Source organism: Salipiger marinus (assembly GCF_900100085.1).
Lineage (GTDB): Bacteria > Pseudomonadota > Alphaproteobacteria > Rhodobacterales > Rhodobacteraceae > Salipiger > Salipiger marinus.
This window is the reverse complement of the sequence record NZ_FNEJ01000008.1, coordinates 184837-196749: the sequence shown is the minus strand read 5'-3', so window position 1 is coordinate 196749 and position 11913 is coordinate 184837. Positions and strand designations below refer to the sequence as shown.

The 11913-nt window shown below is 65.6% G+C and carries 9 protein-coding genes; 5 read left to right on the top strand and 4 right to left on the bottom strand.

The annotated features are described in order from the left end of the window. Positions 1-961: 961 nt before the first annotated feature. The 4 genes from BLR51_RS11235 to BLR51_RS11220 all read right to left on the bottom strand — a co-directional run bounded on the left by BLR51_RS11235 (position 962) and on the right by BLR51_RS11220 (position 4983). Positions 962-1684: an Ntn hydrolase family protein gene (locus BLR51_RS11235; protein WP_089846928.1), complete on the bottom strand. Its 723-nt coding sequence runs from the start codon at positions 1682-1684 to the stop codon at positions 962-964. An 89-nt stretch (positions 1685-1773) separates the two neighbouring features. After that, positions 1774-2604 (bottom strand): transglutaminase family protein, encoded by an 831-nt coding sequence (locus BLR51_RS11230; protein WP_089846926.1) that lies wholly within the window; start codon positions 2602-2604, stop codon positions 1774-1776. Then, the gene (locus BLR51_RS11225; protein WP_089846924.1) at positions 2601-3554 is read right to left on the bottom strand and encodes an alpha-E domain-containing protein; all 954 of its coding nucleotides are present in this window, start codon (positions 3552-3554) and stop codon (positions 2601-2603) included. Before BLR51_RS11225 ends, BLR51_RS11230 begins: the two co-directional genes overlap by 4 nt. A gap of 4 nt (positions 3555-3558) precedes the next feature. Then, on the bottom strand, positions 3559-4983 hold the full coding sequence (locus tag BLR51_RS11220; protein WP_089846922.1) for a circularly permuted type 2 ATP-grasp protein: 1425 nt from the start codon (positions 4981-4983) through the stop codon (positions 3559-3561). Between the two features lie 477 nt (positions 4984-5460). Here BLR51_RS11220 and urtA point away from each other — a divergent pair, with 477 nt between their 5' ends. From urtA to urtE, 5 genes are all read left to right on the top strand, one after another. After that, positions 5461-6750: an urea ABC transporter substrate-binding protein gene (gene urtA / locus BLR51_RS11215; protein ID WP_089846919.1), complete on the top strand. Its 1290-nt coding sequence runs from the start codon at positions 5461-5463 to the stop codon at positions 6748-6750. A gap of 87 nt (positions 6751-6837) precedes the next feature. Continuing rightward, positions 6838-8787, top strand: coding sequence for an urea ABC transporter permease subunit UrtB (gene urtB, locus BLR51_RS11210; RefSeq protein WP_089846917.1), 1950 nt, complete (start codon positions 6838-6840; stop codon positions 8785-8787). A 201-nt stretch (positions 8788-8988) separates the two neighbouring features. Further along, positions 8989-10227, top strand: coding sequence for an urea ABC transporter permease subunit UrtC (gene urtC / locus BLR51_RS11205; protein WP_089846915.1), 1239 nt, complete (start codon positions 8989-8991; stop codon positions 10225-10227). Beyond that, complete coding sequence (urtD, locus tag BLR51_RS11200; RefSeq protein WP_089846914.1) at positions 10224-10964, top strand: urea ABC transporter ATP-binding protein UrtD; 741 nt, start codon at positions 10224-10226, stop codon at positions 10962-10964. Before urtC ends, urtD begins: the two co-directional genes overlap by 4 nt. Before the next feature lie 9 nt (positions 10965-10973). Then, entirely contained in the window at positions 10974-11669 is a 696-nt protein-coding gene (urtE, locus tag BLR51_RS11195; RefSeq protein ID WP_089846912.1) for an urea ABC transporter ATP-binding subunit UrtE, read from the top strand. Positions 11670-11913 lie beyond the last annotated feature (244 nt).

The following is an 11913-nucleotide window of genomic DNA, read 5'->3' as shown; positions in this document are numbered from 1 at the left end:
TGCTGCGTGAGAGATGACGACGCATCACACAAGCGCGCGGGCGGGTGACGCAATGAGGCAGGCCTATTGGTGAGAATGCAGCGCCGACACCTCTCGCGGTGGTCCCCCGGCGAGATGCGGGACCTGCGATGCTGCGTGATCCGGCTGAGGCGCGACCTTTTCGTGCCAAAGCGCGGCATAGGTGGGTGGGCAGGCTCGGCTTGCTGGTCAGCGGAGCAAGGCGCGGCATAGGGCGGATCCCGCCGGACAGGAGTCGCCGCGGACAGAGCGGGTGAGGTGAGGCATGCCCCGCGCTGGGGCGATTTTATGAATTACACTGCCCGTCAGCAGGGGATGGTGGTCTGGCGAAAACGGGCTGCGACAGGGTCTGATCGGGCTTTCAGGAGCTTCAACAGCCGGTTTCCGGGCTTTTGATGCTGCGCAGGAGGGCGATACCTGCCCCTGTGTCGCGCGCGGCAGCGGCCAGATCTCCGCGCGCCGCGCCACGCAGGGCATCGCGGCGACGTGCCCTGCCGGGGGGTGCTCGGATCTGGAGCACAAGGCCAGTCGCACCTCTGGAACTGCAGGCTCAACTGCCACGCGGCCCTAAAGCAGCCCGGTCCGGTGCCAGATCGACAGATGGCATTGCGGGGGCGCGCGTCGACGCCTCCTTTCTGGACACGGCAGTGCAGAAGGTAACGCTCTCCTCCACCCGCGCTACGGTGCCGGGCAGTTGGGCAGAAAACCCCGGCCCCGATGGCGGATGCAGACCGTGATTGATCCTCTCGGACAGGACCAGAAGAACGCTGGAGTGTAGACGACCTGGCGCTCTCCGGCCCTGTGACCTTGCGGAACGCTTTCCCGCCGCCATCCCTTTCGAAAGAACCGGTGGGGCGGAAGCGGGACAGTCGTCATCATCCCGGCGGAGAACGACCGGGCCTACGCCCTCGCCGCTCGGCCGGTCGATCAGGCCAGCACTTCGTTAAAGCGGATCGATCCGCTGGAAGGCCTGCCGCAGTTCTTCGGACCACGCATTGCTCATGCGCTTGAAGCCCTCGTCGGTGTCGGGAATGCGGCGCGTGCGCGAGATGCGCAGCGCATCGCGTTCGATCACGGCAAAATCCAGCGGCATGCCAACGCTGAGATTCGAGCGCAGGGTCGAATCCATCGACAGCAGCATCGCCTTTTCGGCATCGGCCAGCGTCGTGTCGGCCTCGATCACGCGGTCGAGAATGGGCTTGCCGTATTTATGCTCGCCGATCTGCAGATAGGGTGTGTCCGGCGTCGCCTCGATGAAATTGCCCTCGGGATAGACAAGGAACATGCGCATGGGCCCGCCCTTGCGCTGCCCGGCCACGATCATCGAGGCTTTGGCGGTCTGGCTCATCCGTTCCATCTTGGCGGCGATTTCGGTGGTGACGTCCGACAGCATCGCCCCCACGATCTCGGCCACCTGCAGCATGGTGGGCGCGCGCAGGATCGAACGGGCCGAGTCGGCATCTTCATTGGCATCGCTAAGCCGCGCCAGCGTGGTCTGGGTGATCGACAGCGACCCGGCGGTCATGATGGCGATCGCGCGCTCTCCGGGGTTTTCGAAGAGGAACATCTTGCGATAGGTCGCGATGTTGTCCAGCCCGGCATTGGTGCGGGTGTCCGACAACAGCAAGATCCCCGCATCCAGCAGAAGCCCCACGCAATAGGTCATAATCCCCCGGTTCCCTCCGACCACATCCCGCGCCTTGTAGGGCCGCCGCGCCGCCGCAGCAACCCTGCCCCATCGGCATGAAGGATGGATTACTGCTGCTGTTGCTGTCCTGCCGTAACCACCACCTCGACCACAAGCTGTTCGACCGGCACCGCCCCCTGCACCATGCCGCGGATCGGCGCCGCCTCCTGCGCATCGCCGCCCGAGCCCAGCCGGATGTAGCGTTCATCCGGGCAGCAGGCATTGGCGGGGTCGAAGCCGACCCAGCCCAGCGTCGGCACATGCAGCTCCGCCCAGGCATGGCTGGCCTCGTGGCTGGCGCCCGCGCCGTCCGACTGCAGATAGCCGGTGACATAGCGCGCGGGGATCCCCGCCACATGCGCCACCGCGATCAGCGCATGGGCGTGGTCCTGACAGACCCCGGCGCCGCCCGCCAAGGCTTCGGCGGCGGTGGTATGCGCCTCGGTCTCGCCGGGGCGGTAGGCGATGGCGGCAGACACGGCACGGCAGAGCGCATGGGCGCGGTCCAGATCGCTGGCGCTGTCCATGCCGCCCAGCGCCTCGTCGGACAGGGCGCGCAGCCCCTTGTCGGGGGCGACGGAGCGGGTGGCGCGCAGATAGGCCGAAGGCGGCACCTTTTCGCGGTGGTCGCGCAGCACGCCGAACAGGTCGATGGTCTCCACCTGCCCGGTCACCTCGATCTCGATCTCCGACACCGGGCCGCGCCAGCTGGCCAGCTCCACCCGGTCGCCGGCGCTGTCGGTAAACCCCGCGCCGCGCATGCAGCCTTCGGAGGTCACCGCCCAGGACAGCACCCGCTGCGAGGCGCAGCTGGCGGGCCAGAGCTTCTGGGACTGGACGATGCCGCGGACCGGCTCGTCGAAGAGGTAGCGGGTGACATGGCGCACGTTCAGGATCATACGGGCAATCCACTCAGATAGACGTTATGCACGGTCGTGGCGAGCTGGGCGTTGCGCGTCATGAACCGGGCCAGAAATTCGTGCAGGCCTTCGTCAAAGATATCCTCGACGCTGGCATTGCTCAGATCGTCAAAAAGCTGATGCGCCACGGCCTGCGCCTCGGTTTCCTTGTGGTAGTTCTCGGCGATGTTGTCGAGATATTCACAGGTCCATTGCACGCAGGCCGCCAGCGACCGGGGAAACTTGCGGTTCAGGATCAGCAGATGCGCGATCTTGGAGGCGGTGATCTCGCCGGTGTAGCTCCAGTTGAAGGCGCGCTGCGCGGTCATCGACTGCAGCAGCAGGGCCCACTGGCTTTGATCCAGACCCGAGCCCACATAGCTGACCGAAGGCAGCAGCACGTAGTATTTCACGTCGATCAGCCGCGAGGTATTGTCGGCGCGCTCCAGCGAGGTGCCGATGCCCATGAAGTTGTAGCCGTCATTGCGCAGCTGCGTGGCGGCGATGGAGCCGCGCACCAGATGGCAGGACCGCATGGTCCATTCGGTCAGATCCGACACCATGAGCTTGCTGCGTTCGGTGCGCTGCAGCTGCTTCAGCTCCTGATAGGCGGTGTTGAGCGCGTCCCAGACCGGCGAGGTCAGCGCGGTGCGCACCACGCGGGCGTTTTCGCGCGCCGCCGACAGGCAGGAATAGACCGACGAGGGGTTGTCGGCATCGAAGAACAGGAAGGTTTCGATGTTGCGCTGGTTGGGCTCGCCATATTTCTCGCGGAAGGGTTCCAGCGCGCCCTTGGCCTGCAGCACGGCTTCCCAGTCGTTGCGATAGCCGCCGTTCACATTGGGCAGCAGGGCGTTGCGCGCCCCCACTTCCAGAAGGCGGGTCGTGGTCTCGGCGCGCTCCAGATAGCGCGACATCCAGTAAAGGTGGTTTGCGGTCCGGCTCAGCATGTCGTCACTCCGCCAATACCCAAGTGTCCTTGACGCCCCCGCCCTGCGAGGAGTTCACCACCAGCGATCCCTCCTTCAGCGCGACGCGGGTCAGCCCGCCCGGGACCAGTTCGATGGTTTCGCCCACAAGGCAGTAGGGCCGCAGATCCACATGGCGCGGCGCGATGCCTTCCTCCACAAAGGTCGGACAGGCCGACAGCGCCAGCGTGGGCTGCGCGATGTAATTGTCGGGGTTGTGGCGGATGCGCGCGGCAAAAGCCTCGATGGTGGACTTGTCGGATTTGGGACCGACCAGCATGCCGTAGCCGCCGGATCCATGCACCTCCTTGACCACCAGATCCTCCAGATGCTCCAGCACGTATTTGCGGTCATCGGCCTTGGCGCATTGCCATGTGGGCACGTTTTCCAGCACCGGCTCCTCGCCCAGATAGAACCGGACCATTTCCGGCACATAGGTATAGACCGCCTTGTCATCGGCCACGCCCGCACCGGGCGCGGAACAGATCGTCACCCCGCCAGAGCGGTAGACATTCATCAGCCCCGGCACGCCCAGCATGGACTCGGGCCGGAAACACAGCGGGTCGATAAAGGCATCGTCGATCCGGCGATAGATCACGTCGACCTTCTTGGGGCCCTCGGTGGTCTTCATCCAGACGTAATCGCCCTCCACGAACAGATCCTGCCCCTCGACCAGTTCCACCCCCATCAGATCGGCAAGGAAGCTGTGCTCGTAATAGGCGGAGTTGAACTGTCCCGGCGTCAGGATGACGATATTGGGCTCGTGGTCGCATTTGGCGGGCGCGACCGAGGCCAGCGTCTTTTTCAGCAGCCCGGCATAGCCATCCACCGGCGCGATGCGGTTTTCCAGAAACAGCTGCGGGAACATGCGCATCATGATCTCGCGGTTCTGCAGCATGTAGCTGACCCCCGAGGGCGTGCGGCAGTTGTCCTCCAGCACATAGAACTGGTCGGGCCCGGTGCGCACCAGATCGATGCCGACGATATGGCTGAACACGCCGCGCGGCGGGCGGAACCCCACCACGGCCTTTTCATAGGCTTCGTTGTTGGTCACCAGATGTTCGGGGATGCGCCCGGCCCGGATGATCTCGCGCCGGTCATAGACATCGGCCAGAAACGCGTTCAGCGCCGCCGCCCGCTGGCGGATGCCGCGATCCATCTTGCGCCATTCCGCATTGGTCAGCACGCGCGGAAACATGTCGAACGGGATCAGCCGTTCCGGATCGCCGCCCTCGCCATAGACGGCGAAGGTGATCCCCACCCGGCGGAACAGCGCCTCCGCCTCGGACTGCTTGAGACTGCGCAGTTCGGCAGGCATCGAGCGATACCATTTCTCAAGGCTCTGATACCCGGGGCGGATTTCGGCGCCGTTCAGCATCTCGTTGAAGATCGGTGGCTCTTTGGGGCTCATGTTCTTCCCTTCACTCTTGCGCCCACGTTCCACGTTTCAGCAACGAAGCGGAAGCCCCCCCACAGGAAAAAGGAAATTTCGCGACGACTGGGCGCATAATTAATAGGCAAACGCCCGAATTCCCCGCCGGGTTCCCGCCGATCTGGCCAAAACTTGCGGGCTTTGCCGCCAAAACTTCCCGCAAGCCGCCTCCTAAAAAGGCAAAACCGGCATTTTCCGCCCAAGGATTAGGCGCGCGTTCGGACCGGCGCGGGCGCCGCCGGAAATCCTCATGGCGGGTGCCGCAGCGTCGGCTATTGGAATCGGGTGCCCGGCAAACGGGTGCGTCACGGGGATGCTGCCGGAGGCCGGTCGGGACCGGGCCAGAGGCGGCGAAACAATAATCAAGGCGGCACAGGGCCTCGCCCGGTCAGCCGGCCCTCGGGGCCGGCCCGGGACAGGATTGCCGGATTGCTGCTCCATAGGGATGCAAGTCAGATGACCAAGACATTGAAACTGCTCAGCACGGCCTCGCTCGCCATCGTCGCCGCGGGCGCCGTGGCGGCACAGGATGCCGAATGCCCCATCAAGGTGGGCGTGCTGCATTCGCTCTCCGGCACCATGGCGATTTCCGAGACGACGCTGAAAGACACCATGCTGATGCTGATCGACAAGCAGAACAAGGCCGGTGGCCTGCTCGGCTGCCAGCTGGAAGCGGTGGTGAAGGATCCGGCCTCTGACTGGCCGCTCTTTGCCGAAAAGGCGCGCGAACTGGTGTCGAATGACGCGGTGGACGTGATCTTCGGTTCGTGGACCTCGGCCAGCCGCAAGGCAGTGCTGCCGGTGATCGAGGAACTGAACGCGCTCTATTTCTACCCCGTGCAATACGAGGGCGAGGAAAGCTCCAAGAACGTGTTCTACACCGGCGCCGCCCCGAACCAGCAGGCCATCCCCGCCACCGATTACTTCCTCGAAGAACTGGGCGTCGAAAAATTCGCCCTGCTCGGCACCGATTACGTCTATCCGCGCACCACGAACCGCATTCTTGAGGCCTATCTGAAATCCAAGGGCATCGCGGACTCCGACATCTTCATCAACTACACCCCCTTCGGCCATTCCGACTGGTCGACCATCGTGTCGGATGTCGTGGCGCTTGGCGCGGATGGCAAGCAGGTCGGCGTGATCTCCACCATCAACGGCGACGCGAATATCGGCTTCTACAAGGAACTGGCGGCACAAGGCGTGTCGGCGGATGACATCCCCGTCGTCGCCTTCTCGGTCGGCGAAGAGGAACTTTCCGGCCTCGACACCTCCAACCTCGTGGGCCATCTCGCGGCGTGGAACTACTTCATGTCCGCCGAAGGCGAGGCCAATGCCGGGTTCATCAAGGAATGGCATGCCTTCATCGGCGACGAGGCGCGCGTGACCAATGACCCCATGGAGGCGCATTACATCGGCTTCAACATGTGGGTGAACGCGGTGACCGCCGCAGGCACCACCGATGTGGATGCCGTGCGCGAAGCCATGTGGGGGCAGGAATTCCCCAACCTGACCGGCGGCACTGCCGTGATGGGCGTGAACCACCACCTGTCCAAGCCGGTGCTGATGGGCGAGATCCGCGCCGATGGCCAGTTCGACATCATCTCCTCCACCGATCCGGTGCCGGGCGATGCATGGACCGACTTCTTGCCCGACTCCGCCGTGCTGGAATCGGATTGGAAAGACCTCGAATGCGGCATGTACAACACCTCGACCAGCACCTGCGTGCAGCTCAACTCCAACTACTGATCTGACGCAGTGACCGACGGGCGCGCGTCCTTCTCCCGCGCGCGCCCGTCGCGTTTCCTTTCCCCGACGAACCAAGAAGGGCCGTCCATGCTGCGCGCGCTCCTGACCTGCCTTGCGCTTCTGTTCTGCGCGACCAGCCCCGCCCGGGCGCAGACCCCCGACCTGCAGACGGTGCTGCAGACCTATGCCGCCGAAGTCGCCGATCCCGGCCGCCAGACGGTGGACACCGTGCTGGGTGCGCTGGTGGATGTGGGCGGGCCCGAGGTGCAGACCTTCCTCGAACGCTGGGCCGATCGCGGCGTCTACCAGCGCGCGGGCGACGGGCGGTTCTTCTATGCGACCGAAGCGGGCGACGGCTATGCCCTGACCGATCCGGCCACCGGCACTGACGCGGGCACCGCCAGCCGCGCCGAGATGACCCAGATCCGCCCCAATGGCGGGGTGCGCCGCGTCATCGCCTCGGCGCTGGTGCAGTTCCAGCTCTCTGATCCCGATCCTGCCCGCCGCATCGCCGCCCTCGACGCCATCGCGCGCAGCCCTTCCGAGGATCAGCTGGGCCCGCTGCGCGCCTCCATCGAGGACGAGCCCGATGACGACATCCGCGCCCGCAAGCAGCGGCAGGCGGGGATGCTGGCCGCGAGCTTCGGCGCCACGCCCGAGATCCGCATCGAAGCGATCGAAGCGCTGTCGGACGAGATCGCCGTGGACGTGCGCGCGGCGCTGAACCAGATCCTCGCGACCCGGCCCGGTGTCGCCACCACCCTGCCCCAAGACGCCAACATCGCCCGCACCCTGACCCCGGGCGAGGACATGACCGAAGCCGCAGCCTATGCGCAGCTGGTCGAGGCAGGGCTTGCGCAGCCGGTGCAGGGCCGCGACGCGATCAAGGCGGCGCTGACCGCAAACATCACCGAGGGCAGCGCAGGCGGCGTGCCGCTGGGCCAGCTCGGCAGCGAAGCCGCCCGCGCCCGCGCCTATGAAGCACTCGCCGCCGCAGGCAGCGTGCCGCCGCTGGTGACCGAGGCCGACCGGCAGGCCGCCCTCGCCTCCCATGTCTTCTACGAGGAATATGCCGAACCCGATCCCGCCATCACCACCGCCGCCCGCGCCGCACTGGACGAGATCGAAACCCGCGTGCTGCTGTGGCAGGGGCTGGATCTGGGGCTCGACAGCCTGTCGCTGGCCTCGATCTATTTCCTTGCCGCCATCGGGCTTGCCATCACCTTCGGGGTGATGGGGGTCATCAACATGGCGCATGGCGAATTCATCATGATGGGCGCCTATACCGGCTTCGTGGTGCAGCAGGTCATCCCCGATTACACGCTGTCGCTGGTCGTGGCGCTGCCGCTGGCCTTTCTGGTCACCTTCGGCGCGGGCGTGGCGATGGAACGGCTGGTGATCCGCTGGCTCTACAAACGCCCGCTGGAAACGCTGCTTGCCACCTTCGGCATCTCCATCGCGCTGCAGCAGCTGGCCAAGAACATCTTCGGCACGCAGGCGCGCCCGCTCACCTCGCCCGCATGGCTCGACGGCGCGTGGATCCTCAACGACGTGGCGGGGATCGCAAACATCCGCATCGCGATCTTCGTCCTCGCGCTGGTCTTTCTGGCGCTGATCCTCTTCATCCTCAAACGCACCCGCATCGGTCTCGAGGTGCGCGCCGTGACGCAGAACCCCGGCATGGCCGCCTCCATGGGCATCAACCCCGACCGCATCAACATGCTGACCTTCGGCCTTGGCTCGGGGATCGCGGGCATCGCGGGCGTGGCCATCGGGCTCTACGCGCAGGTCACCTCGGAAATGGGCGCCAGCTATATCGTGCAAAGCTTCATGACGGTGGTCGTGGGCGGCGTCGGCAATGTCTGGGGCACGCTGGCGGGGGCTGCGCTGATCGGCGTGCTGCAGAAGGGCATCGAATGGGTCAATCCCTCGAACACGCTCGCGGCGCAGACCTACATGATCCTCTTCATCATCCTGTTCATCCAGTTCCGCCCCAAGGGCATCGTCGCCCTCAAGGGCCGAGCCGCCGGAGACTGAGACCATGCGCGCCCCCTTCTCGATCGTTGCTTCTGGCGTCACCCTCCGGCCGGCCTCCGGCGGGGATATTTGGGGTCAGAAGAAACAGCTTCCGACCCCTTTCCGTCTTCTTCTGACCGGAAGTATCCCGGGGGTGAGGCCGGAGGCCGAGGGGGCAGAGCCCCCTGCCCACTTTTCCCGTCGCGCGGAGGACCAAACGGCATGACCCAAGGCCTTTTCCACCAGAACCGCTCCGTCGCCTGGTTCCTGCTGGCGCTGGCGCTGTTCGTGCTGCTTGTCACCATCCTGTCGGAGGCGGCGGGCAACGGCTATCTCTCCACCTCTTTCGTCAAGACGCTGGGCAAGACGCTCTGCCTGATGCTGGTGGCCGTCGCCATGGACGTGGTCTGGGGCTATACCGGCATCCTGAGCCTTGGCCACATGGCGTTTTTTGGCCTTGGCGGCTACATGATCGGCATGTGGCTGATGTATGCCCGGACCGAGCTGATCATCGCCGACTCGCTGCGCGCCGCCGCGATCCCGCCCACGCCCGAAGAGATCCGCGATGCCGTGGGCCAGCAGATCTTTGGCGTGGTGGGCAGTGCCGATTTCCCGTGGCTCTGGATCTTTGCCGACAGCCTCGTGCTGCAGCTGGCGCTGGTGGTGCTGGTGCCGGGGCTTCTGGCGCTGGTCTTTGGCTGGCTGGCCTTCCGGTCCCGCGTCACCGGGGTCTATCTGTCGATCCTGACGCAGGCGATGACACTGGCGCTGTCGCTTTACCTCTTTCAGAACGAGGCCGGGCTGCGCGGCAATAACGGGCTTTCCGGCCTGCAGAACCTGCCGGGGCTCGATGCCGTGCCGCAGGCCACGCTGTCGATCTGGTTCTTCTGGGCCTCGGCGGCGGCGCTGGCTCTGGGCTATGTGCTTTTTGCCTGGGTGGTGTCGGGCAAGATGGGCTCGGTCATCCGCGGCATCCGCGACAATGAAAGCCGGGTGCGCTTTCTGGGCTATCACGTGGAAAGCTACAAGCTTTTCGTCTTCACCCTGACGGCGGTGGTGGCGGGCATCGCGGGCGCGCTCTATTATCCGCAGGCGGGCATCATCAACCCCGCCGAGGTCGCCCCCATCGCCTCCATCTATCTCGCGGTCTGGGTGGCCATCGGCGGGCGCGGGCGGCTTTACGGCGCAGCCCTCGGGGCGGCGGCGGTGTCGTTGCTGTCAAGCTGGTTCACCGGCGGCGGCGCGCCCGACATCAACCTTGGCGTCTATACCGTGCAATGGACCGACTGGTGGCTGGTGCTGCTGGGGCTCAGCTTCGTGGCGGTCACGCTTCTGGCCCCCAAAGGCATCGGCGGGCTCTTCGATCTGCTCAGCCGCCGCCATCCCGTGCCGCTCCGCACCGGCGATTTCGGCCCCGACAAGGGCGCCCGCCGCACCGTCGAAGGCGAGGAGGAGAAATGAGAACGCTTCTTGAAATGTCCGGCGTCTCGGTCAGCTTCGACGGCTTCCGCGCCATCAACAACCTCAGCTTCCAGATCGCCGAGCCGGAACTGCGCGCCATCATCGGCCCCAATGGCGCGGGCAAGACCACCTTCATGGACATCATCACCGGCAAGACCCGGCCCGATTCCGGCCGCGTGCTCTGGGGGGAGAAATCCGTCTCGCTGCTGAAGATGTCCGAAAGCCAGATCGCGCGGGCGGGGGTGGGGCGCAAGTTCCAAAAACCCACCGTGTTCGAGGCGCAGACCGTGCGCGAAAACCTCGCCCTCGCCCTGAAGAACAGGCGCGGGCCGTTCGACGTGCTGCTCTACCGCAAGACCCGGCGCGGCGCCGCCCGGATCAAGGAGATCGCCGAGGAGATCGGCCTTGCCGCCGAACTGCCGCGCATCGCGGGCGAACTCAGCCATGGCCAGAAGCAGTGGCTGGAAATCGGCATGCTGCTGGCGCAGGATCCGCGGCTGCTGCTGGTCGACGAACCCGCCGCGGGCATGACACCCGCCGAACGCGAACACACCACCGACCTGCTGCGCCGCGCCGCCCGGACGCGCGCGGTGGTGGTGGTGGAACATGACATGGAATTCGTGCGCCGCCTGAACTGCAAGGTCACCGTGCTCTGCGAAGGTGCGGTGCTGGCCGAAGGCTCGCTTGACCATGTGACTTCCAATCAGGACGTCATTGACGTCTATCTCGGACGCTGAGGACCCCAGATGCTGAGCGTGGACAACCTGACCCTGCATTACGGACAAAGCCAGATCCTGCATGGCATCGGCATCACCGCCGAGCCGGGCAAGGTCACCGCCGTGATGGGCACCAATGGCGTGGGCAAGACCTCGCTGCTCAAGGCCATCGCCGGGCGCCACCCCTATGCGCGCGGCACGATCACGCTGGACGGACAGGTGCTGGACCATCTCAACGCCTTTCAGGCGGCGCGCGCGGGCATCGCCTATGTGCCGCAGGGGCGCGAGATCTTCCCGCTGATGACCGTGCAGGAAAACCTCGAATCCGGCTTCGCCTGCCTGCCCCATGCCGAACGCGGCGTGCCCGCGCATATCTTCGAGCTTTTCCCGATCCTCAAGGATTTCCTGCACCGCCGGGGCGGCGATCTGTCGGGCGGCCAGCAGCAGCAGCTGGCCATCGCCCGCGCGCTGATCACCCGCCCCCGGGTGCTGCTGCTCGACGAGCCGACAGAAGGCATCCAGCCCAACATCATCCAGCAGATCGGCCGCGTCATCGCGCAGCTGCGCGAACAGGGCGACATGGCGGTGATCCTTGTGGAGCAGTATTTCGACTTCACATGGGGGCTGGCCGACCGCTTCTTCGCCGTGACCCGCGGCACGGTCTCGCTCTCGGGCGAGGCGGGCCAGATCAGCCGCGAGGCGCTGCTGGACAAGGTCTCGATCTGACATTCATCTTGCCCCTAAACTCCGGGGGAGTCTGCGCGCCAGCGCAGACGGGGGCAGCGCCCCCTTCTTCTTGAACTGTCTGCCTGTGGCGGACGGGGGCAGCGCCCCCATCTTTTGAACTGTCCGCCTGTGGCGGACGGGGGCAGAGCCCCCATCTTTTTGAACTGTCCACCCGTGGCGGACGGGGGCAGCGCCCCCTCCCCTCCTTCCAGCCCGCGTGCTAGACCCGGTCCACCCTAGCCCG

Excerpts from the sequence above, each read along its gene's own strand:
- urtA (WP_089846919.1), top strand. The coding sequence starts at position 5,461 with ATGACCAAGACATTGAAACTGCTCAGCACGGCCTCGCTCGCCATCGTC.
- urtD (WP_089846914.1), top strand. The coding sequence starts at position 10,224 with ATGAGAACGCTTCTTGAAATGTCCGGCGTCTCGGTCAGCTTCGACGGC.
- urtB (WP_089846917.1), top strand. The coding sequence starts at position 6,838 with ATGCTGCGCGCGCTCCTGACCTGCCTTGCGCTTCTGTTCTGCGCGACC.
- BLR51_RS11230 (WP_089846926.1), bottom strand. The coding sequence starts at position 2,604 with ATGATCCTGAACGTGCGCCATGTCACCCGCTACCTCTTCGACGAGCCG.
- BLR51_RS11220 (WP_089846922.1), bottom strand. The coding sequence starts at position 4,983 with ATGAGCCCCAAAGAGCCACCGATCTTCAACGAGATGCTGAACGGCGCC.
- BLR51_RS11235 (WP_089846928.1), bottom strand. The coding sequence starts at position 1,684 with ATGACCTATTGCGTGGGGCTTCTGCTGGATGCGGGGATCTTGCTGTTG.
- BLR51_RS11225 (WP_089846924.1), bottom strand. The coding sequence starts at position 3,554 with ATGCTGAGCCGGACCGCAAACCACCTTTACTGGATGTCGCGCTATCTG.
- urtE (WP_089846912.1), top strand. The coding sequence starts at position 10,974 with ATGCTGAGCGTGGACAACCTGACCCTGCATTACGGACAAAGCCAGATC.
- urtC (WP_089846915.1), top strand. The coding sequence starts at position 8,989 with ATGACCCAAGGCCTTTTCCACCAGAACCGCTCCGTCGCCTGGTTCCTG.